Raw genomic sequence first — 22,185 nt, forward strand, 5'->3', positions numbered from 1 at the left:
GAATTACAAATTCTGATTGAAAGTAAGGTGTAATTACAGCCGATTGCTGTACGGGATTACACCTAGACCAACGACTATTCTACGCTCAGCAGGGGAACCGCTGTATCAAAATAAAAGAAGGCTGCAAGCGCAGCCTCCGTGGTAAAATTTTTCCTCCTTGACCTATTGAGAATAAACATCATCATCAAGGAAATAGACAAATCTTCGAGAAACGTTTAAAAACTATGAGAAACCACATTAGACTTTTTCCTCACCGTTACCATAGAAGTCAGATTATAAAGAATTAACTTGGCGTAAATTTCATCTGTGCCAAAATCTTCATTCAATAATCCTTCACCTACCTCAACTTCAAAGGTTTTGGTTTCTGAAGCTGATGGCGTTGCGTCTGGGAAGAAAAATACATTGCCAAAAGTGTAGAGGAAATCATCAGCGCCGGTAAGTCCCGAATCCTCACCCCAAAGTTGACATTTTAGTTTGAACCAGTTGCCTTTACAGGTTTTCATCTGGCAAAGCTCAAGACTTGTAAAATTAATTTTGCAAGTAACTTTTACCCTTGCCATTTTCTTTTGGTGGTCGTGTGCAATGTTTAACACTGCGTTTGTAATAGATGCCATAAAATAAATATTAAAATTATACATAACTATTTCGTTACTTATGCTTGAACGCTTATCCCTATTATGCCGGAGAAGTTTGCATTATTAAAATATCATAAAATAAAAGTGTAAGAAATAATTCTATAGAAATCAAAATAAATTTAATCTACGGATTTTGTTAGTCAGTTTCATATAACATGTAAATATGCGAAATTGCTAATTATTTTCATCCAAATAATTTTTTAAAAGGCTAATAAAGTATTTAATCTCTTCTATTTATATGATTTAATACTCAACTATATTTGAAAGTAAGCATCTCATAATTCTTCTCAATATCTGAAGTTGTTGAGTCTTTCCAAAAATAAATGAAGTATAAACCAGCATATAAATTTCTACTGCTTATTTACCTAAAATTGCATATTTATTAAACTATGTGCAATCCCCCAAAAGGCGTATTTTTCAAATGTATATGGTAAGAGCCGAAAAAATCAAATAGCGCCATCAGCCCAGCACTTTGTGATGAGCTCTGCTGTATTTGAGCAATTGGTTTTTCTGAGAATGTTTTTGCGATGAGTACGCGTAGTGTTGAAAGAAATAAAAAGTTTTTCAGAGATAATTTTCGCACTTAAGCCTTGACTCATAAGTTTTACTATCTCTAGCTCACGCTTAGAAAGGTCTGCGTTGCAGGATGATTCACCCATATTTGCAAGATTTGGATCAAAACAAGCATGTTCTACTTTGATGTTTAAATAAGACTTTTTACCGTTTAGACTTATAAAAGAAACCCAGTCAGTAGTTATATTTCTTAGATGACTGATATCTGAATGAATTACAAATGCATGTTCAATTTTCCCCATTTCGGAAAGTTCTAGTGCTGTTGTCTGAATCATCATGGTTTGAATTTGACCTTTCAAGCCTTTACATTTATAAGTGTATACTATTTTGTAGGACAATAAATCACGTTGGTTTACAAAAGTTGAGATAAACTCAAAAATTATTTTTTCCTTTTTCAAAATTAGTTCGAGCTCATTTGGCAAAGCTATTTTCAGTAAACTATCTATCGTTGCCATGTCTTGCCGTACTCCAATAACTGTTTCAATATTTGGGTCCACGTAGTCTAAACTTAAATTACTTAGATTTAGAATGTAGTAATAGGACTTACCAGGTGCGCACAACTTGGCGATATGATGGAATTGCTCAGTAGGTTCATATTTGGTGTATTTTTTTAAATAAGATGAATATTCTTTTTTCCAAAGATTCATTACCTGATCACTTAATTTTTTTTTCATGGCATTCTTATTGAAAAATATATATAATAATAATATAGCAATTTAAATGTAATTAATTGCATTTGAATTGCCAAGACAGTTAAGAAGATCTCATGACATTAAGAAATTTAACAATCAATTAATTTAAAAATAGTTATTGAGATGGAGCTTCGAAAACCAGAATTCGAATTCTATAGTTTGTTGTTTTAAAATTTCAAATTTAAACCACTTTATATCGAACTTAACTTCGGCAGGCGGAGGCCGTAAATTGAATGTTCAACGCCGAAGTTCAAGAAGGATGCCCCCCTTTTGGAAAGGGGGAATTGCCGAATTTGTATTATAAACATTTATTTCAAAGGCATAAGTGCAGATAAGCGGGTACATGGAAAGAAAAAGGCTATCTACAAATTTATAGATAGCCTTTTAGATTTTTCTAAAGTCTAAAACTCACTGAACAAACGACTTGTTTGAATCAGTTCTGGATTTAAAGTAAAACTCAGACCTCCTGTTACAGTCCAGGCAATACCAAACCAAGTAGAATCTGTTCCAGACCAACGTCGGATTTTTATGGTATAGGTTTTTCCTGGTTGGCCAGTGAATTCTGCAATCTCATAACTGTTATCCCAGGACCCACTATATCCGACTACAGCACCATTTTCATCATAAATGATAAGATCTAGGTCAACTTTTAATTGAGACATAAACCAGCTAAAAAACAGGATTGATGTTTTTGTCGCTTTTGAAGTCCATGCCAAGGCTACTTTTACTTTCCTTGGTCCATGAAAGTGATTTGGCACTGATACTTTATATTCAAAATTCGAAAGTTTATCAGATCCAAAATTTGAAGAACTAAGTAATCCTATATCCCAGCCTCTTAAAGTTGCAGGAGCATTGTGCCACCTTCTGTTTTTAGCGATTTTACATCCTTCATTTGCATTGACAGCTCCGGCACCATCTTTTGCATCGACCCCATTACTTACATCCTGCCACCAGGTATTTCCTGTGACATTTTTTGTTGCACTCGCTAATAGAATCGCTCTGCAGCCTTCAGGCCAATGCTTCAAAGTTGAATTTGTTCCCTGAAGTAAACAGGAGACACCCACAACTGCCGGTGAAGCCATACTTGTACCACTTTTGGTGATTCCATCTGCAGTGACACCCACGCCATTTGCACATATTTCTGGTAGTTCTCGGTCACCGTGAGAAGAACTTGGGTTACGAAAAACTGAAGAGGCTGACATGGCAGAAGCTGTATCATCATGATTTCCTACTGAAATAGTATTATAGCCTTTATGGTTGACGAATTCGCTGCTTGGGGGAATTATGTTGTCAGCATCACCATTCCAGAAATTCCCAGCTGCATGAACGATTAAAGGGTAAGGATCCTTTGTAGCCAGATAATCGCCATAAATATCATCTCCTGACAATGCACCTGAACCAGGCTCGCTTGCCCTGTGGAAACTTTGATTAATGACTGTACAACCTTTCTCTTTAACAGCCCAGGTTAATGCATCTCTGTCGAAATCATTAGCAGAATACAAGCTACATTCTGGAGCATGTCCATCCGGTGTTCCCGATTCTTTATTTCGAATGATGGCATGCACATTTTGAGAATGGTCTGAAGTTGAAGTGGGGCTAGATTTGAATTTTCCTGCAATTACTAAATTAGTATTGCTTGCAGGACCTCCTTCCCAGACAGCTGCTTTTACCCCATATCCTTTTTCTCCTCCTGAATGGACTACGTCAGACCCGGCAATTGCAATAGAATCATCCAGATCTAAAATCCCTTCAGTTTCATGTAAAAGTATTCCGGCGATTTCTTTATTGGCCGCTAACTCACGGATACTCGAAGTTTCGACCTCTGCAGTAATCAAAGGTGCTATATCATCAACTTTCAAAATTTTTAATTTACCTTCAATAGATTTGGAAAATTTCTCCGAGCGCTCCTGCATTTCCAGTCTTTGTTCCTGATCTCTTTTACTGTTAGATTCTTTTTCACACTCATTAAGAGCACGATCAGAGGACATGGCTTCTGGTTCTTCTATTTCATACCAAATATCTACCAAAACCTTTTTTGGGGGCTTTTCAGAATTGATGAGCGAAAAAAGTGTCGGATGAATCTTTCCAAATTTTGAATTCAGCTTACTACGATGACTTTCCAAGATCTTTTCCCCATCCACTCGTCTTCCTTTTTGATCAAATTCAAATGAGATTGGTAAACCGCTTTTTCGGTCAATTGCTTTATAAAATTCAATAAATCCTTCATCGGTAATTTTATCATTTGGTAATCTCTCCACACCATTTTCAACTAGTTTTAATCTGACAAAACTCCCTATCAACATATTACTTTCCATTTTTGAATTTGTAGCAATGACAGTAAAAGGGATGACAATTGAATCACTCAATTTCTGAGATTTTGAATTAACAATTGGTTCGATAGTCAATATGTGTTTGCCGGGTGGAAGTCCATTTTCTGCACTCCATACAAAGTTCCCGCTCTTTCTTGTTGGAGTTACTCTACCATCTACTCCTTGCACCCCAATGCTTTTGATAACAGAATTCATATCTGCATCTCGAGAAACATTGATTTCAATTGAGGAATTAGTAGTTAAAATTTCATCACGTGTTAGTCCTACTAAAACATTGTTTTTTTCATTAGCCATAATGTGCTCCTTTCTTAGTTTTAAAAGTGAATAATAATTTTTCTTTTATATTTGCTTTACATCTATAGATTTCAATATGAAAAAAAAATTGTGGTATCGTGGTTATTTTTCGATACACTGTTTTTATTTAGGTTTTTTCAAGTCAATACAATGTATTTAGTTTTTAATAAAAACATTTGGTCTACTTTCAATTCATTAGCGGAGAATCGTTTTCTTTAACGAAATGAATAGCTTTTACTTCCCTGAAAAAGCTAATGTAATTGAAGTTATTAAAAATACAGTGTCAGTAAATGGCTGTTTTTTCTTGGCAAGTAATTTTTTTATTGAGATAAATTTAAATTAAAATTTAGAGTATTAATTTACATATTACAGATTAGTTAATTTTACTTTAGTTTAAAGCAGTGATTATTTTTGTTTATATTAATGTGTAATTGATTATCAATTAATTTGTTGTGTCGTTTCGCATTAATTATTGATTTTTACTATTCAAAACATAGCGTAATTAGTTTTTGAATAGTAATTATATGCATATCCAAGTAACTGCACATTTAATCTTTGAAGTAATGATTGAATTTTAAATTTGGCAATTCTCTCCCCCGCGGCAGAGGGTTATTTAGAATAGCAAAGACCAAACTTAATTCTAGTACGTGCATTCATGCGAATACCCATGATTTTTTAGGAGTAAGAAAAAAAATCTCCTTCAGGTTGTAGAAGACGACCTCGCTTGGTTTAGATTCGGGATTATTTCCTATAAAAGTAAATATGTATATCCGCAACCAGACCAGAAGCCAAATTAAATTTCTCGCACCTCGACTTAGCTCGGTGTCCGGATAGAATGGCTATGAGCAAAGAGGAAAAATTCTGACCTCGTTGGCTGAGCGATGTGTAGCCGTTTGGTAAAGGATCCATTGCTGGTAATAATGCGGCTAATTATAAAAGTTAATCTTGATTTATCCCTCGGAACCAATGGATTTTGAACTCCTTTTACTTCAAATTTATTGTGGGTAGTTTTAAAAGCGCCAACCAAATAGACGTGATAAGTAAGCATGATTTAAATCAATTTCGCCAAGGCAATCAGGATTCCAACCATTCCGCCAACTACGGCTCCATTTAGTCGAATGTATTGCAGATCACTTCCAACTTTTTCTTCAATTTGAGCGACTAATTCCTCGTTGTCCAGCTTACTGAGACTGTTGCGAACCATATTTCCGATTTCTCCATGAAATTGAGTGATCAGCTGAGAGACGGTATCCTTGATCCAACGATTGATTTTATTTTGTACATCGAGGTCGTTTTCTAAATCGAGGATTACTTTGTTCAATTTGGAAATCACAAACTGCATGAGTGGGGTTTCGTCATGTTCAAGCTGTTGCCTGATTGTTTGTTTGAAGCCTGTCAGCAGGTTTTGGATGATCTTTTCGGCATCTGAATGTTGCGTAAATCCTTGGATAAAATTGTCGATCATTTTTCGGCTGTCCGCATCTCCCGAAGCTACTTGCTGCGCAAAATCCAACATCCAATGATCAAACTTAGCACGAATCGGATGGGTGGGATTCGTTTTGGCTTCGGCTAGAAACTCCTCTGCATTTCGGAGAAGATCATCTGCAAGTACATTTAGATCAATTCCCCCGATAGATTTTGCCAAGGAAAGTGTGAGGCCTTTTACCAGGCTTTTGTGTCCGTATTCAGCGGCTGCATATTCCAATTTGTCGAGCAAAAGTTTTCTGGTGTCAGGACTGTAAACTGCCGTGGAACTCGCGTCAATCATCAGCTCCCAAAGTTGGTGGTGATCGCCATTTTTAATCGATTTCTCCAACCATTCCGCTAGGAATGTGGCCAAATCCAGGTTGTTGATCTGTTCGTTGAGCATTGCTCTAAGCGCAGTAGCCATTTTTGGATTGTCCACTTCGTCGGCCAACTTCACCACGATTTTCTTCACCACGGAAATAGTTTTCTGTTGGTTCGTGGGTTTTTTCAGAAAGGATATAATAGCCTTGGTCGGATTCATTTCGCTCATTTTCTCCGAGATGACGGCTGGAGAAAGCCATTGGTTAGTGACCAAATCGACTATGCCTTCGGTAAGCTTTCCTCTGTTTTTAGCTATTATATTGGTGTGTCTTTTGAAATAGGGGATGGGTATTTCACGGAACAAGGCACTTACGGCAAACCAATCTGCAAATCCTCCGATCGCTGCTGCCTCAAAACCTGCCAACACAACCTTCCAGCTGTGATGTGACAGAAATCCTACCCGCAACATCACTTCAAAAAACACCAAACCGACAAGGGCAACGGCTAAAGAGATTGTTCCAATTCTGTTTTTCATAGGGTAGTAAGGTGGAAGAACAGTTGCAATATAAAAATCACAACTAGCTCACAGGCTGGTTTTACTTTCAACTTTACAATTCTTGTTCTAGTAAATTACCATAATGATTTAGATTGGTCGTTTGGAGTTCTGATTACTTTACAGGTTACGGAAAGCTCAATATCTATAAATGGCTCAGTTAGAGTCTATTAAAAACAACAAAGTGGGAAATAAATATGGTTGTTACTTTTTACCTACTTTCTTGTTATTAAGTAGCAAATTTGTTACTTTTTGATAATGAAAGTAAAGGAACTGCAAAAGTTACTTTATGAGGATGGATGGAAAATTAAAAATCAGAAATGAAGCCATCAGCAACTCATACATCCGGTAAAGCCTGGAAAAGTGACGGTTCCAATCCATGGAGGGGACGTGCCGCCAGGAACTTTAAACTCCATTCTGAAACAGGCGGGGCTGAAATAGTCACTCCTTGCTTCCGAGTTTACAAATAAGCAATAGCAACACCGGAACAATACCGGAACAACAATAGAATAGCACGACAAATAAAAAGGAAATGGAAATCGTAAAAATCCCAATGACCATCGAAAGGCAAGGAGGCAAGGTATTGTTGGGGAGAGTAGAATACAACGACAACCTAATGACAGACTTTGCGCAAACCGTAGAAGAACTGGAAACTAAAATCAAAGGACTATTGTGGGGCTTTGAAAAGCTCGCACCAGAACAAGTGAAATTCATTTGTCAATATGACATTTATGCGTTATTTCAGAAGTTTGACTTTTTGAAAATATCCAACGTAGCTGAGCATGCAGGTATGAATCCTGGACTTCTAAGACAATATGTATCAGGAGCTAAAAGCCCATCAGAAGAACAGGTTAAAAAGATAGAAAGAACACTTCATAAACTCGCAGAAGAACTAAAGGAAGCAATAATCGTCACTTGGTAAAAACAAAACCCCTCATTTTTTGATGTGAAAGACGTACTTCCGACTACTGTATTGCCTTATAGCTTGCGCTCTGCTCTCAATCTTCATTCAGGTGGGGAGAAGCCAAAATTCCAGATAATCTTTTTAATCGCATAAAGTAATGAGTTGCTTACAGCTTGATAAAAAAAATAAATCCTTTTGCACTGGAAAGCGTTTCTATCAGCAATTTGAAGTTTTGCCCAGCGGTAGCAGGTACGAAATTCATTACTTTTGCTGCATCTAATCACCACAAAATGTTTCTCGACATATTTATCGCCATGCTATGGAGCATTTCCCCTTTTGGAGAGGCGAAATTCGGTATCCCTTACGCGCTGCTGAATGATATAAATATTTATCTGGCCTTTGTTCTTTGCTTTTTTGCCAATGTGCTGGTATTCCCTTTAATGTCGTTTTTTTTAGATGTAGTAAATCGTTATTTCATGAAATGGAATCACTACAAAAAAGCAGCGATTTTTGTAGGGCGTAGAGCCAAAGCTGGCGCGGGCAAAAATGTGAAAAAATATGGTTTTTGGGGGCTAATGGTCTTTGTGCTGATTCCACTTCCCGGCACTGGTGTGTATGCGGGTACCATAGCAGGCTATCTTTTTGGGTTGGATAGAAAGAAAGCTTTTCTAGCAAATACTATCGGGATTTTTATCTCATGCGCCATTGTGTGGGTGACCACTGTAGTAGCCATGGGAGGTTATAATTAATCTGCAAAAGAACCGCCCCCTACGATTAGTAAATTTTTGGAATCCTCTCTGAATAGTAAAGAAGAGGCAGGTGCGAAGATTCAAGGCATATTATGGGCAATTAGCTCAGTGGCATTCATCATTTCCAGAGGTTCACCAGTTTTGGAATTGCTAAAAATGTATTGCGCAAAAACAGAAGGAATGTTACGATTGGCATTCGCTTTTGCAACAGTTACCATCTTCATAGCCAAAAGTGTACGATTTTGTCAAAAATCAGACAATAGGTTTTCTATTCCTTTGGTTTTCGAAATAAGCAACGATTTCTTCGGGACTCAAATCCATTATGTCTTTCGAAATCCGCGCTCTCTGCTCTCGCATGTATTTCACTGCGTCGAAAGTCTTTTCCTTTTGTTTCTTCTTAGTCTTCATTTGACAGAAGTTCTCTTGGTGAACGGATATCTATTTGTTTGTAGCCTTCTGCTAAGTTTACGGAATTATAACCAATAATACGAACCACATTCACAATATGTTTGAAATTCCAACTTACCAAAATATTGGCGTTGTGAATGGTTGCAAGTGCAATGTGAAGACAATCTGCATAGGATGTTATACCTATAACACCTTCCTCAATATACCTTTTAGCCAATGCGACAGATTCAATGTCAGATTTTACGAATTCAGTTGATTTTTTTAGTAAGGATTCAGCTCTTTGTCTCACTTTTTGAGGTGCAGAAAAGAGCTCGTCTCTGTGATATTCGAAAAAATCTTGACGAATTCATTATTGTCAATCCTCTTGAATAAAGGGTCTGTATATTCTTGGAATTCCTCGTCAAGGAGACCTCCAAAAACAGAAGTGTCCAGATAAATACGTAGTTTTTTCATTTCTCAAATTTAAATGGTTTGATGATTTGTTAATTTCACGTGCGAGTTTTCTATCCTTAATCCTAACGATCAAATAGATGTATAGGTGAAATAAGGATTTCAAATTCACCCTCATCATTTATACTAATCCCTACCCATTATAGCTTTTATAAACCAGTAGCGCAGCTGCAAGATCTTCTATAGCCAAGCCAGCAGATTTGAAAAGTGTTATCTCTTCGCTGGAAGTTCTCCCAGGGTGGATGCCTTTAACCAATTCAACAATGTCTGCTTTGACATCTTCTGCTGTGATGATGCCGTCAGCTATAGGAATCGCAAGTTCGCCTGTCTCATGAAGAGCACCGGCACGTGAATCGACGAAGATAGAACTCTTACTAATGGCCACATCGTCGGTTTCACGGGTGTCTGGTTTATGTGAACCAATCATATCTAAGTGAGTTCCAGACTTTATCCATTCTCCTTTGATAATTGGAGTTTTAGAAAGCGTGGCGCAGGAGATAACATCTGCCTTGCGCGCTGCTTCTTCCAAATTAGTTACTGTTTCCGCATCTATTCCCTGATCTTTCAAACCTGCTACGAATTCATCCATCTTTGCGGTATTCCTCATCCAGACACTGACTTTTTCGAAATTTCTAACAGACATATGAGCCTGAACCAATTGGCTAGCCACAGAACCACCGCCTACGATTAGTAGATTTTCGGCATCTTTTCTGGATAGGTAAGAAGAGGCAAGTGCGGAGGAGCAAGCTGTTCTTCTGGCAGTAAGCTCAGTGGCATTCATCATGGCCAGCGGTTCACCTGTTTTAGAATTGCTAAGAATGTACTGCGCAAAAATAGAAGGCATGTTACGATTGGCATTTGCCGGAGCTACAGTTACCTGCTTCATGCCCATGTAATCGTTGTTCCAAACCGGCATTAGGATCAGCGTATTTTCGTCTCCTTCCGGTGTTTTGTAAAAATGATGATGCCTTACTGGCATGGTGTAGTCAGTCTGAAAAATCCCACGGAGCGCTTCAATCAGTTTTTTGTATTCCAGATATTTACTGATTTTCTCATCAGGTATTATAAGCATGGGAGAGTTTTGTCTTGGTTTAAGATTCCAAGTTGGGGAATTTTACCTATAATTCCCCTTGATTCAACTATCAGTGACAATTTGAAATGGTTTACTGACTACTGTGTTCCAATTGCAAATTGGATTGGATAGGAAGGTGTAGTTACTTCCGACTACTTGTACGGAACTATGCTTAGTGGAGCTAAAGAGATCTTCTTCATAATCTTGCAATCTTTTCCCCTAGGAATCTGCTGAGTATTATTCTCCATAGCGATTCTTAATACATTGCGGCAATGTTTGGTCATTTCATTATTTCCATCGGGATTTTATTGCTCTTTTACCACGATAAAACACTAGGAACTCGTAAGAAAGCAGGGGAATGGACTTTGGGATAGAAGTCCTAAAATATTAAAGTAGCTTTTTCTCCAAAAAGTATGAATCAAGTTGCCTTCTGAATTGAATGATTAAATCCTGACTAGAAGTGTAATACGATGGGAAATGCTGTAATTCAATAAGGTATTCTAAAAAGACTTCTTTGCTAATTAGGTCTTTCGAAGAAATTTTGCTTATATCAATCTGAGCATTTTTGAAATAGGTATAGATGATAGGCGTATTTTGTTTCAAAAAGTTATTGTGAGCCACTTTGAACTCTTCTATTGAGAAATTTCCTGCCTTAGTGAAAAACAGACATAAGACGATATCGGACTCCAAGATTGCTTTGTTGTAATCATCTTGCTTTCGAGTTCTCGAAATTGAGTCATTGAAATCCTCACAAATGACTGTTTCGATAAAGATATTTTTCTTGTTTAAGGACTTATTTTCTCTGTCTAGGTAATCTTCAACTTGTTTTCGCTCTTCCTGAAGTTCGAATGAGCTGGCTATGAAAATTTTTAATGTCTTGGTGCTGAGTTGCGGGGAAATTAGTTTGGGAAGGCTGGATTCATCATTCTGGTCAAAATCCAAAATTACCTCTTCTATGTCCTTACGAAGCGAATTAGTAGTATCTAATCCAATTGCAAGATATAAATTGAGTCCAAGGGAGAAATTTCTAACATCATCAGTAAAATAATTACGGTAAATCATTTTACCGTAATTACCATCTCGCACTAGCCTTCCATCCATATCTAAATAGTTACAATTTTCAGGTCTGATGCATAATTGAGATGTGGAAAAAATTGTATCAGCTAAACCTTTCCCAGGCCAAAAATATATTCTTTCATCTGGATAAAATTCCTCGGATGTATAGATACTAGGTTCATATATCGATGGATCAATAGCAGCACAAATTTTAACTCCTATCACTTCATTAGCGTTAGGAAAACGTAGTTCAAATGGTTTTGGGCTCATGGAGACTCTGTACCTTTTTTTTGCCTCGTTCTCTAGGTAAATCGGACATCTTTTTCCTGACTGAAAAAATTCAATTCCTAAGTTTGAGGTTCTCAAAAATTCACTATCCATATAAGCTGTTACTAATTACTTTAAAAATATCCTAAAATATCATCTATTTCAATATTAATATACTCGTTTTCTGGCTCCTAATTATCTTCCACTTCTTCAATATCCCAAACCTAGGTCTGATTGAAGTTTGCAACTTAACCCAAATATCAAGACCTATTTAAAATTGGTTGGGATAATTAGAGGTAGTTACATCCGACTGCTGTAAGTATCACACCTAAACCAACGCCAATTCTACGCTCAGAGGGGGAAACTTGGCGCCTGTTTTATTCTGAATACCTGATTTAAGTGCCTGTCCGTATGGGCAAAGTGAACGACCATTAATGCATGAATGCTCCTTCGTTGCTCTTGACCCCATCTGTAGGTAAAATGAGCTTTCAAGTCATACGTTGTATTCTTGATAAAATCTATCAAGTGATTTCTACCAAATAGAAAAAAAGTAAGATTATCTCCTCCTTTCATTAGACCTAAAGGTTCTGCGTTCCATTCTGCTTGATGAGGACTAGGATCATTCATCCAACCTATATAAGAGGAATCGGGTAATGAAAAACTGTTGAGTTCTGGTTCGGGTTTTGAACTTAGCATTATATCGGCCTCCTGAGCAAACATTCGCTCATAAAGTCCCAAATGTTCCAGTATTTGTCCTATAGACCACTTGGTTGAGTCTTCCTTGAATGCCCACTGCTCAGCACTTAGGTTTTGAGTAGCTATTATGATTTCATGTTTAGTCCTTTCAAGATTAGTGACTAAGTATTCCCGTTCTGCTTCTGTCCATAGTGCTTTAGTTTGAGAAAACGTATTATTTATCTGAACAGCTGCAAACAAAATGAGCGATAGAACTAAGAATTTATTCATAGCATAGGACTTTAATTCTTGTCCGACAGTAAGTTAGAATAAAAAATGCTAGGACTGTAAGAAGTTGCAAACTGGATTCTATAAGAAGTCGTAATTACTTCCGACAACTGTACGGAACAACGCCTAGTGGAGACAACAGAATTCCTCGCAGTTTTATCCCATCGGTCTTACTGAGAGGGTTACATTTGTGCGATTCTTAACCTAAAACCTGACCCGTTTATCCGGAATCTTACACACTTAACAAAACATGGGAGAATTTTTACTAAACCAACGATATACCAGTTCCGGAGAGCCTGAATTGGGAGTGGGCATTGTGACAGAAGTCAGCAAAGGGAAAGTGCGGATCTCATTTCCTGCATCAGACGAAGTGAGACTGTATTCAATAGAAAGCGCTCCCTTGCTGCGAACGATTTTTAAACCGGGGCATACCGTCGTAGATCAACAGGGACAATTGATCGTGATTGAGGATGTTAAAATCCAAGATGGGCTTTATGTGTACTACGGAGAAGACCGTGAGTTAAGCGAGGCTGAGCTTGGAGATGTGTCCAATTCGCATACGGTAGATGATCGACTGTTTGCGGGAGATGTGGATTCGCCCGAGATGTTTGCCTTGCGCCGGGAAACGTTTGACCACGATTATCAACGAAGAATATCGCCGGTACATGGATTTGTAGGGGGAAAAGTAGACTTGATTCCACATCAGTTATACATCGCCCATGAGGTGAGTTCGAGGTTTGCGCCCCGTGTGTTGCTTTCCGATCAGGTTGGATTGGGTAAAACCATTGAGGCTTGCCTGATTCTCCATCGTTTGTTGGTGACGGGCCGAATATCACGGGTACTGATTCTTGTTCCCGAATCGCTGGTGCATCAGTGGTTTGTGGAGGTCTTGCGAAAATTCAACTTATGGTTTAATATTTTCGATGAAAAACGTTGCGCTTCTCTTGAAAAAGGTGCGCCGGAAGGAAATCCATTTCTCGATGATCAGCTGGTGATTTGTAGCATCGAGTTTTTGGCAGGTTCTGAAAAACGCACCAAACAAGCCGTTTCTGCCAACTGGGACATGCTGGTAGTGGACGAAGCGCATCACCTCGAATGGTCAGTAGCCGAGGCAAGCCCAGAATATAGCATTGTTGATTTGCTGAGTCGGGTGGCAAAAGGCTTGCTGCTCCTGACTGCGACCCCGGAACAATTGGGGGTGGAAAGTCACTTTGCAAGACTTCGATTACTTGACCCCAATCGGTATGCTAATTTTCAGGATTTTGTCAACGAGTCAGAAGGCAACAAAGACATTGCTGCGATCGTCGAAAAACTTTCAGCAGGCAAAGGTTTAAAAGCAAAAGAAACAACGCTGGTGGAGTCACTATTTTCCAAAGAAAGAATCGCCTTACTTGCCCATAAGGATGAGGGGACAACCCACAAACTAATCGAAGATTTGCTCGATCAACACGGGCCGGGTAGAGTGCTCTTTCGAAATACCCGATTGGCCATGAGCGGGTTCCCCAAGCGGATTGCCCAGCTGATCCCACTTTCCGAACCCGAAAACCACCCGCTATGGATTGATCGGCTGAGAAATGAGTTTTCCCATGATATGGAAAGAGATTCCGAATCAAGTAGTGAGCAGGAATTTTGGTTTGATGAAGATCCGCGGGTGAAGTGGCTTGTGGGAAAAATGGCCGAATTGGATCCTGCAAAGATCTTGTTGATCTGTACCTCCAAGGAAAAGGTGCTGGCCTTAGAGTCGGCCTTGAGTAAATTCCCTGAGTTTACCGCTAGCGTTTTTCACGAAGACCTCACGCTTGTACAGCGGGATCGTAATGCAGCATGGTTTGCTGAGGCAGACGGAGCTCAGATCCTGCTCTGCTCAGAGATCGGGAGTGAAGGACGGAATTTTCAATTTGCCCATCATCTTGTCCTATTCGATATGCCTTTCCATCCCGAGTTGCTGGAGCAGCGAATAGGCCGACTTGACCGGATAGGCCAAAAAAAGGACATCACGATTTATGTCCCGTATCTCAATGGCAGCCCGCAAGAGCTCCTTGTCAGATGGTTTCATGAAGGGTTAAATGCTTTTAATGCCAACCTGGAAGGTGGAAATATGATCTCCAAACTGTTCAGCAATCGACTACTCACGATTTCCAAAAAAGCATCTTTTGAAGAAGCTAAATCCGAATTGGAAGCATTGATTGCCGAGACCGCTGACTATCAAAAAGTACTGAAGAAAAACCTGGCCGAAGGGCGTGATAGCATGCTGGAATTGAATTCTTTTCGTCCGAAAGTTGCGGAGAAATTGATTCAGCAAATACGGACTGAAGACCATGATCCTACGCTTGAGACCTATCTGACCAAAGTCTTCCGGCATTTTGACATAGAGATGGAAGACCTAGCTGCCCGGACGTACTTGCTGCATCCTGCTTCATTTAGCGCTTCCGTATTTCCGGCTATTCCGAGAGAAGGCGTGCAGGTGACCTTCGACAGACAGCGCGCACTTAGCCGAGAGGATGTAAGTTTCATTACCTGGGATCATCCCATGGCCACAGGCGCAATCGATAAGGTGTTAAGTTCAACCATCGGAACCGCAAGTTGTGGACTGATTCGGGGCTCCGGCCGACCCGGACTTTTGCTTGAATTGATTTTCGTTCTTGAAACTTCCGGAAAGCAACGTATTGACATAGACCGATTCCTTCCTCATACTCCCCTGAGAATTGTCGTAGACCATACGGGAGAAGAAGTGACTGGCAGTTATTCCGTTGCAATCCTAAACAAAAGTGTCGTACTCGGAAGGATGGATTCCTTGCTGGGAAATGACGTATTCGTGGAAACGATGCTCCCCGATATGATTTCATCCGCCACGGAAATAGCTGAAGAGATGGGCGAACGTGAAATAGAAAAGGGTTTGGAACGGATGAAACGCACACTTGATCATGAAATCAATCGGCTTACCGCCTTGCAAAAAAAGAACAAAGACATCAGGCCCGATGAAATTCAGGCAGCGGTTGAAGAACGAAATACCTTATCCGCCCTCATCAAAAAAGCAAGAGTACGATTGGATGCTGTGCAGCTGATTAGGAAGGAGTAGGGGGGTGATGAAGTTTGATGGGGAATATGGGTGAAGTTTCTTTATGAGATTGAATTAGTGAAGTGATTAGTAATTGATTCGCAATTTGTAACTGGCGTTTCGCCCACCTTCCTCTGTTTGATGTAAAATGCCTTTTACTACCAAGTCTTTTATGTCCCGTAAGGCGGTATCAGTAGAGGTTTTGGTGATTTTTGCCCATTTTGAAGTTTGTAATTTCCCTTCAAATCCATCAAAAAGTTTGTTGAGCATTAAGCGCTGTCGTTCGTTGATGGATGTTTGTTCGTGCAGTTTCCAAAATTCAGCCTTTAGCAATATTTTCTGTGCCGTATTTTCGGTGGCAAGCATTGCGTTTTTCAGGCAATTTAAAAACCATTCGATCCACGCAGTAATGTCGCCTGTGCTATGTTGTACTTTTTGCAAAATTTCGTAGTAACGTTTGCGTTCTACTAAAATTTGGCTCGACATACTGTAAAAACGTTCCCCACTACTTTCGGCACGGGCAAGCAACATATCAGCAATAGCCCGACCAATTCGGCCGTTTCCGTCATCAAAGGGGTGAATGATGATAAACCAAAAATGAGAAATGGCGGCTTTTAGAACGGGATCAAGCTTATATTCATTGTTGAACCAATTTAAAAACTTGTCCATTTCTGCTTTTACAAGCTCCTGTTTTATGGCTTCGTAATGTACTTTTTCTTTCCCCATCGCACCTGAGACTATTTGCACTTCGCCTGTACGGTATTTGCCCACTTCTATTTCATAAGGCCCGCTATATCCGGTGGGAAAAAGTGCTGCGTGCCAACCAAACAAACGTTTTTCAGTCAATGGTAATTTGTATTGCTGGGTGGCGTCAAGCATCATTTCTACAACACCTTCTATATGTCTGCTACTCGGCACAAGTCCTGCAGTGTTGATGCCTAGCCGTCTTGCGATGGATGAACGCACTTGCTCGTAGTTGAGCAATTCACCTTCTATTTCAGATGATTTTACTACGTCTAAGGTTAAGGCGGTAAGTGTGGCTTCTTCCTTGGCAGAAAATCCGAGCGCGTTCATTTGCCCGATGATTTTGCCTTGCATTAACCTGACTTCGCCAAATACCGCATTTATGGCTCTATCATCCCAAATAAAGTCTGTCCAGTTTTTATGCTCGTAAATGTATTTCACCATTGCCTCAAATCAACTATGCGGCAAATATACCTATTATTTACCGCAAAAATGCGGTGATTATTTAGTTTTTTCACCGCATGAGAAGTTGTTTGACAGGTCGTCCGAACATAATCTATAGACCTTGTATGCCCAGTATGGAGAATTTAGAGAGGGAAATCTGACAAACCTGGACTAGTACTTGAATTGATTTTCGTGCTTGAAACTTCCGGAAAGCAACGTATTGACATCGACCGTTTCCTTCCTCATACACCGCTGAGAATAGTAGTGGACCATACGGGAGAGGAAGTGACGGACAGTTATTCCGTAACGATGCTCAACAAAAGTGTCGTACTCGGAAGAATGGATTCCTTGCTGAACAATGGCGCATTCGTGGAAACGGTGCTGCCCGATATGATTTCATCCGCCACGGAAATAGCCGAAGAGATGGGCGAACGTGAAATCGAAAAAGGTTTGGAACGGATGAAACGCACCTTGATCATGAAATCAATCGGCTTACCGCATTGCAAAAAAAGAACAAAGACATCATGCCCGATGAAATTCAGGCAGCTGTTGAAGAACGAAATACCTTATCCGCCCTTATCAAAAAAGCAAGAGTACGATTGGATGCTGTAAAGTTGATTAGGAAGGAGTAGGGGTGGAATACGTGGATCGATGGAGGTTGAAGACTAGTTTGGTGGCACTATCCAAATACAAATTGGTATGGGCGGAAGGGTGTAGTTACATCCGATTGCTATACGGATTACGCCCAGCACCCCGATCTCAAACTACGCTCAGGTGGGGGATATTGGATTGACTTGGATTTGTCCTCCGATTGCTTTTAACACTTTCATAATTGTCGCAAATTGAGGTTTTGCTCCATCAGATAATGCTTTGTACAAACTAGGTCGGCTTAAACCAGTTTCTTCCGCAATTTTTGTCATTCCGATAGCTTTTGCAATATGTCCAATTGCATTAATCACATCCGCATCATTTCCTTCCTCTAAAACAGTATTAAGATATTCCGCAATCATTTCTTTACTTTCTAAATAATCCGCTATTTCAAATCTTGAAGTTTCCATTTTTCTATTTATTTAATTTTTTCCAAATTTCTTTCGCTTTCGCAATGTCTTTTTGTTGAGTGGATTTATCTCCACCAATTAGCAAAACAATTATTTTTCTTTCTTTCTCTGTGAAGTAAACTCGATAACCTTTTGAAAAATTTATTCGCATTTCACGTATTCCATCGCCAACTGTTTTGCAGTCGCCAAAGTGTTCGTCAGTTTCAATTTTTTGAATTCTGAAAAGGATTTTAGCTTTTGCCTTAAAGTCCTTTAACTTTTTAAGCCACTTGTCAAATTCATTTGTTTTCTCAATAAAGAACATAAATAATGTATCTACTTGGATACAAATTTAATAAATATTTTTGAATAAATCAGTTTAGAGTAGGTTTTCGGCAGGGTGGGCCCGATGAACCCCAGGCAGCAGTTGAAGAACGAAATACCCTATCCGTCCTCATCCAAAAAGCAAGAGTATGATTGAATGCGGTGCAGCTGATCAGGAAGGAGTAGGGCGGAATGCTTTGATCGATGGAGGTTGGACTCTTTTGATGACACTATCCAAATTGGTATGTATGGAATGGTGTAGCTACATTCGAATGCTGTAGGGATTACACCCAGTCCAGCGCCCTCATGAACTTCAATACTGAAAGAGAGTGGACTACGCCAAGGGGGGGTGCCGTACCGGCATGGTTTAGTCAGACTAAAAAATCTCTAGAAGCGCTTCAATCAGTTTTTTGTGTTCCAGAAATCCGCTCATTTTCTCGTCAGGTATTATAAGCATGGGAGAGTGTTGTCTTGGTTCAAGATTCCAAGTTCGGGAATTTTGGGAAGAAGTCCTGTTTTGTAAAGAGATTGTGGTTTAGGCTAGGGGAAGTCGTAGTTGTATCCCTTTGCCGTTTGGATTATTCCTAGCGTTTAAATATCCAGCTATCCCTGGATGTCTTGCTTATGCATAATGTTTTCAGCCTTTTTATTCCAAATCCATCAATCTTGATCTTTGAATTATTCGAAGCACTTCTATCAAGTCCTCACTCACAATCCTATAGACAATTCTTTATTTACCCTGTAATAGTTCCCTGATTCTATCATTATCAAACTCAGGTACCTTTCTGCCTATTCTCGGATGATCATAAAGTAGTTCAATCTTTGTGAAAATTTTGTTGACAAAATCCCTCCCAATCTTTGGGGAACTTTGACTCACATAATTCTCTAAATCTTCAATATCCAAGTAAGCGGATTCTGTAAGTTTTATTGTGAGGCTTGCCATTTTTTCTCCATTTTCATTTTTGCCTCATGCAAGCTGATAGTTTTGCCTTCTTCAGCATCTTGTAATCCCTTCTCAACTTTTCCTAAAAACAATAATTTTTCAACTAAGTCTTCAAGACTGAATTCATCTGGCAGATGATCTAGCGTTTCTATTACTCTATGTTTTTTCATAGCCTTTTTCTTTTGAATCTACTGCTTTTTTAAGCCTTTCCAACTCGTGGATGGTAACTTGGTGAAGTATAATCTGAGTGCTTTTCAATTATAATGTTGAATAATTTGTTCCTGGGCCTATTCCATGTTTTTCAATTAGGTTTCTTTTGACCAAATCCGTTAGTATTCTTTTTACTGTTGGGTTTGGAATACTTAGTTTTTGGGCCACTTCACTTGATTTAGATCCTGGGTTAATTCCTATGAAAGTCAGAATTGATTTTTCTCTCGGAGATAATTGGTTCTGGATACCTTTTACTTCTAACTTTTTCAACAGTTTTTCTTGGATAGTTTTAAGCGCATCTAAGAAGAAGTTAATCCATTCACTTACATTTTCATAAGGTCTTTGGCTTTGGCAATTTCTTAAAACCCGATAATATTCTGATTTTCTACTTTCTATTTCGTGTTCAAAGCTTATAAATTGTATCCAATTATATCCGGTTTTCAAAAGTAGGAGAGAAGACAATAATCTGCTTAATCTACCATTTCCATCCTGAAATGGATGAATACTCAAGAATTCATAAGTGAATATCGCGCATTTGACTAGAGGATGTGTCTCGTCATCGGACTGATACCAGTTTATCAAGTCGCTCATCGCGTCATCTGTTGCGAAACCGGCCTCAGTGGTTTGAAATATGATTTGCTTCGTGCCATTAGGATAATTAGCTTCGACTGCATTGTTGTGTTTTTTATAATTTCCTTTGTGCCATTCATCTTTTTGACCGAACCTCATCAAGATGTTATGAAGATTTTTTATACTATTCTCAGTTATTTCGATTTCTTTGAATGATTCTGAAATTGTATCAAGTGTCTCAAAATACCCAACAATTTCCTGAGAATCTCGATCCTCAAGTTTAGTGATATCGAGTTGGAGTAAGAGTGTATTTACTTCTTCATCACTAAGACTTGATCCCTCAATCCGTGTAGATGCCCCAACACTTAAAACTGTAGCAATAGATTTTAGTTGCAATAGGCTTTGACCTTCTTTTTTTTCTATTGAAGCCCAAGAAGCATCAAACCGGTCGATCTGACTGATAGTTCCCATAAGTTTCCAGTCTATATCTAGCACCAAATTGTAGACATTATTCTCCATATCTTAAATGTAAGTATTTATTGATACGATATGATACGATATGATACGTTTTTGATTCAATTGTACTATCAGATCCACTCGTGTCAAGGTCTCACATTCATTATTGGGATAGCACAATACAATTATATCCGACGACTTGAAAAGTCAAAAAGTATGGCATTTCTTGATCTCGTATTTGATATGCTTCCCCCATATCCTAAGTTAAATCAAAAAAAAGCTTTTGAGCCGGACGAATAACTACCGACAGCTGTACGGGATTCTAAAGGATAGGAATGCGTAGTTACTTCCGACTACTGAACGAATAACGTCTAGCCCTTTGCAATCGAATTATGCTGAGGACAATAGTTGCTATCGTGTCAATGCTACCCATTTGTCTAGTCTAGTAAAGAGTCTGTGGGTAGCACTGGGTGAAGTTTGCAATTTCACCCTAGTATCAAGATCAATTTGAAATTGATTAAGATAGGAAAGCGTAGTTACATCCGACTACTGTACGGATTACGCTTAGGGCAATGATATCAAACTACGCTCAGTTGGGGCTATTGATAGAATGCTAAGTTCAACCATCGGAACCGCAAGTTGTGGACTGATTCGGGGCTCAGGCAAACCTGGAGTAGTGCTTGAATTGATTTTCGTTTTTGAAACTTCCGGAAAGCAACGAATTGACATAGACCGATTCCTTCCTCATACTCCCCTGAGAATAGTAGTAGACCATACGGGGGAGGAAGTGACGGACAGCTATTCCGTAGCATTGCTCAACAAAAGCGTAATACTCGGAAAGATGGATTCCTTGCTGGAAAATGACGTATTCGTGGAAACGATGCTGCCCGATATGATTTCATCCGCCACAGAAATCGCGGAGGAAATGGGCGAACAAGAAATAGAAAAGGGCTTGGAACGGATGAAACACATTCTGGATCATGAAATCAATCGGCTTACCGCTTTGCAAAAAAAGAACAAAGATATCAGGCCCGATGAAATCCAGGCAGCGGTTGAAGAGCGAAATACCTTATCCGGCCTTATCAAAAAGGCAAGAGTACGATTGGATGCGGTGCAGCTGATTAGGAAGGAGTAGGGGTGGGATGCCTTGATTGATGGAGGTTGATGGCACTATTCAGTAACAAATTGGTATTGATAGAAAGGTGTAGTTATATCCAGCTGCTGTAGGGATTAAGCCTAGAGCTCTGCTTTCAAACTATGTTGAGTTGGGATGCGTACCTCGCTAGAGAAATCTGGCGAGGCCGTTTAATCGATGTATGTAGTGCTTTTCCGCAGTTTATATCAAGTTCAGATTTTGATTCAATAGTTCGACATTAAAATTAATTTTGGCGTTCAATGCCTTAAAAACTTTTAGAATTGTTTCAAATCTGGCGTCAGTCAAATTGTTTTCTATTTTGGAAATCTGTGCTTTTTGTACACCAACCAATTCCCCAAGTTGTGCTTGTGTCAAATTCCGTTCTTTCCGTGCTTGCTTTATGGCGTGGCCGATTAAGTCAAGACGTAGTTCGTTTTCAAATTCATCTCTTTTTGGAGTTCCCTTTTTTCCGATGTATTTGTCGGTTACTTCGTCCAAACTGTAAGTTTTCATTCCTTTCTTTTCCATGT

23 protein-coding genes and 2 pseudogenes are annotated in these 22,185 nt (G+C 39.1%); 7 read left to right on the plus strand and 18 right to left on the minus strand.

The window, feature by feature from the left end; genetic code table 11:
* Positions 1 to 215 precede the first annotated feature (215 nt).
* The 4 genes from BVH04_RS19730 to BVH04_RS19745 form a co-directional block, all read right to left on the minus strand.
* The gene (locus BVH04_RS19730) at positions 216 to 638 is read right to left on the minus strand and encodes a hypothetical protein (protein WP_140160624.1); all 423 of its coding nucleotides are present in this window, start codon (positions 636 to 638) and stop codon (positions 216 to 218) included.
* Positions 639 to 1,081: 443 nt separating this feature from the next.
* The gene (locus tag BVH04_RS19735; RefSeq protein ID WP_086543197.1) at positions 1,082 to 1,882 is read right to left on the minus strand and encodes a response regulator transcription factor; all 801 of its coding nucleotides are present in this window, start codon (positions 1,880 to 1,882) and stop codon (positions 1,082 to 1,084) included.
* A 419-nt stretch (positions 1,883 to 2,301) separates the two neighbouring features.
* Complete coding sequence (locus tag BVH04_RS19740; protein ID WP_086543198.1) at positions 2,302 to 4,524, minus strand: S8/S53 family peptidase; 2,223 nt, start codon at positions 4,522 to 4,524, stop codon at positions 2,302 to 2,304.
* 1,051 nt (positions 4,525 to 5,575) lie between these two features.
* The gene (locus BVH04_RS19745) at positions 5,576 to 6,847 is read right to left on the minus strand and encodes a DUF445 domain-containing protein (protein ID WP_086543199.1); all 1,272 of its coding nucleotides are present in this window, start codon (positions 6,845 to 6,847) and stop codon (positions 5,576 to 5,578) included.
* Between the two features lie 354 nt (positions 6,848 to 7,201).
* Here BVH04_RS19745 and BVH04_RS26210 point away from each other — a divergent pair.
* The 3 genes and pseudogenes from BVH04_RS26210 to BVH04_RS19760 all read left to right on the plus strand — a co-directional run.
* Positions 7,202 to 7,306: pseudogene (locus BVH04_RS26210) on the plus strand (type II toxin-antitoxin system HicA family toxin); the annotation flags it as partial.
* 91 nt (positions 7,307 to 7,397) lie between these two features.
* The gene (locus BVH04_RS19755; protein WP_086543200.1) at positions 7,398 to 7,787 is read left to right on the plus strand and encodes a helix-turn-helix domain-containing protein; all 390 of its coding nucleotides are present in this window, start codon (positions 7,398 to 7,400) and stop codon (positions 7,785 to 7,787) included.
* A gap of 272 nt (positions 7,788 to 8,059) precedes the next feature.
* A complete protein-coding gene (locus BVH04_RS19760) occupies positions 8,060 to 8,518 on the plus strand; it encodes a COG2426 family protein (protein WP_086543219.1) in 459 nt (152 codons plus the stop codon).
* Between the two features lie 80 nt (positions 8,519 to 8,598).
* On the opposite strand, the gene BVH04_RS25540 is transcribed toward BVH04_RS19760, so the two are convergent.
* From BVH04_RS25540 to BVH04_RS19780, 7 genes are all read right to left on the minus strand, one after another.
* On the minus strand, positions 8,599 to 8,742 hold the full coding sequence (locus BVH04_RS25540) for a hypothetical protein (protein WP_169714465.1): 144 nt from the start codon (positions 8,740 to 8,742) through the stop codon (positions 8,599 to 8,601).
* A 28-nt stretch (positions 8,743 to 8,770) separates the two neighbouring features.
* Positions 8,771 to 8,926, minus strand: coding sequence for a hypothetical protein (locus BVH04_RS25545; RefSeq protein WP_169714466.1), 156 nt, complete (start codon positions 8,924 to 8,926; stop codon positions 8,771 to 8,773).
* Positions 8,916 to 9,215: a PIN domain-containing protein gene (locus BVH04_RS25865; protein WP_205635889.1), complete on the minus strand. Its 300-nt coding sequence runs from the start codon at positions 9,213 to 9,215 to the stop codon at positions 8,916 to 8,918. The genes BVH04_RS25545 and BVH04_RS25865 overlap by 11 nt, the downstream gene beginning before the upstream one ends.
* Positions 9,212 to 9,379, minus strand: a complete 168-nt coding sequence (locus BVH04_RS25870) for a hypothetical protein (protein WP_205635890.1) — start codon at positions 9,377 to 9,379, stop codon at positions 9,212 to 9,214. The genes BVH04_RS25865 and BVH04_RS25870 overlap by 4 nt, the downstream gene beginning before the upstream one ends.
* A 130-nt stretch (positions 9,380 to 9,509) precedes the next feature.
* The gene (locus BVH04_RS19770; protein ID WP_086543201.1) at positions 9,510 to 10,448 is read right to left on the minus strand and encodes an ornithine cyclodeaminase family protein; all 939 of its coding nucleotides are present in this window, start codon (positions 10,446 to 10,448) and stop codon (positions 9,510 to 9,512) included.
* A 387-nt stretch (positions 10,449 to 10,835) separates the two neighbouring features.
* Positions 10,836 to 11,549: a hypothetical protein gene (locus tag BVH04_RS19775; protein ID WP_140160625.1), complete on the minus strand. Its 714-nt coding sequence runs from the start codon at positions 11,547 to 11,549 to the stop codon at positions 10,836 to 10,838.
* A gap of 573 nt (positions 11,550 to 12,122) precedes the next feature.
* Complete coding sequence (locus BVH04_RS19780) at positions 12,123 to 12,737, minus strand: DinB family protein (protein WP_086543203.1); 615 nt, start codon at positions 12,735 to 12,737, stop codon at positions 12,123 to 12,125.
* Between the two features lie 247 nt (positions 12,738 to 12,984).
* Here BVH04_RS19780 and rapA point away from each other — a divergent pair, with 247 nt between their 5' ends.
* Positions 12,985 to 15,813, plus strand: coding sequence for an RNA polymerase-associated protein RapA (gene rapA, locus BVH04_RS19785; RefSeq protein WP_086543204.1), 2,829 nt, complete (start codon positions 12,985 to 12,987; stop codon positions 15,811 to 15,813).
* A gap of 66 nt (positions 15,814 to 15,879) precedes the next feature.
* On the opposite strand, the gene BVH04_RS19790 is transcribed toward rapA, so the two are convergent.
* Complete coding sequence (locus BVH04_RS19790; protein WP_086543205.1) at positions 15,880 to 16,980, minus strand: Fic family protein; 1,101 nt, start codon at positions 16,978 to 16,980, stop codon at positions 15,880 to 15,882.
* Between the two features lie 192 nt (positions 16,981 to 17,172).
* Here BVH04_RS19790 and BVH04_RS19795 point away from each other — a divergent pair.
* Positions 17,173 to 17,612, plus strand: a pseudogene (locus BVH04_RS19795) (hypothetical protein).
* A 138-nt stretch (positions 17,613 to 17,750) separates the two neighbouring features.
* On the opposite strand, the gene BVH04_RS19800 reads toward BVH04_RS19795, so the two are convergent.
* Together BVH04_RS19800 and BVH04_RS19805 are read right to left on the minus strand one after the other, a co-directional pair.
* Positions 17,751 to 18,038: an addiction module antidote protein gene (locus BVH04_RS19800; protein ID WP_086543207.1), complete on the minus strand. Its 288-nt coding sequence runs from the start codon at positions 18,036 to 18,038 to the stop codon at positions 17,751 to 17,753.
* A 4-nt stretch (positions 18,039 to 18,042) separates the two neighbouring features.
* Positions 18,043 to 18,342 (minus strand): type II toxin-antitoxin system RelE/ParE family toxin, encoded by a 300-nt coding sequence (locus BVH04_RS19805; RefSeq protein WP_086543208.1) that lies wholly within the window; start codon positions 18,340 to 18,342, stop codon positions 18,043 to 18,045.
* Positions 18,343 to 18,490: 148 nt separating this feature from the next.
* On the opposite strand from BVH04_RS19805, the gene BVH04_RS26405 reads away from it, so the two are divergent.
* Positions 18,491 to 18,622, plus strand: coding sequence for a hypothetical protein (locus tag BVH04_RS26405; RefSeq protein ID WP_262481376.1), 132 nt, complete (start codon positions 18,491 to 18,493; stop codon positions 18,620 to 18,622).
* 449 nt (positions 18,623 to 19,071) lie between these two features.
* On the opposite strand, the gene BVH04_RS26705 is transcribed toward BVH04_RS26405, so the two are convergent.
* From BVH04_RS26705 to BVH04_RS19820, 3 genes are all read right to left on the minus strand, one after another.
* On the minus strand, positions 19,072 to 19,284 hold the full coding sequence (locus tag BVH04_RS26705) for a type II toxin-antitoxin system RelE/ParE family toxin (protein ID WP_086543209.1): 213 nt from the start codon (positions 19,282 to 19,284) through the stop codon (positions 19,072 to 19,074).
* A complete protein-coding gene (locus BVH04_RS19815) occupies positions 19,266 to 19,454 on the minus strand; it encodes a hypothetical protein (protein WP_086543210.1) in 189 nt (62 codons plus the stop codon). The genes BVH04_RS26705 and BVH04_RS19815 overlap by 19 nt, the downstream gene beginning before the upstream one ends.
* An 88-nt stretch (positions 19,455 to 19,542) precedes the next feature.
* Positions 19,543 to 20,583 (minus strand): Fic family protein, encoded by a 1,041-nt coding sequence (locus tag BVH04_RS19820; protein ID WP_086543211.1) that lies wholly within the window; start codon positions 20,581 to 20,583, stop codon positions 19,543 to 19,545.
* A 538-nt stretch (positions 20,584 to 21,121) separates the two neighbouring features.
* Between BVH04_RS19820 and BVH04_RS19830 the strand changes: the two genes are divergently transcribed.
* On the plus strand, positions 21,122 to 21,655 hold the full coding sequence (locus tag BVH04_RS19830) for a hypothetical protein (RefSeq protein ID WP_262481378.1): 534 nt from the start codon (positions 21,122 to 21,124) through the stop codon (positions 21,653 to 21,655).
* 201 nt (positions 21,656 to 21,856) lie between these two features.
* Here BVH04_RS19830 and BVH04_RS19835 read toward each other — a convergent pair whose 3' ends face one another.
* The gene (locus BVH04_RS19835) at positions 21,857 to 22,168 is read right to left on the minus strand and encodes a helix-turn-helix domain-containing protein (protein ID WP_086543220.1); all 312 of its coding nucleotides are present in this window, start codon (positions 22,166 to 22,168) and stop codon (positions 21,857 to 21,859) included.
* Positions 22,169 to 22,185: the final 17 nt, after the last annotated feature.

It is taken from the genome of Algoriphagus antarcticus (assembly GCF_002150685.1).
GTDB lineage: Bacteria > Bacteroidota > Bacteroidia > Cytophagales > Cyclobacteriaceae > Algoriphagus > Algoriphagus antarcticus.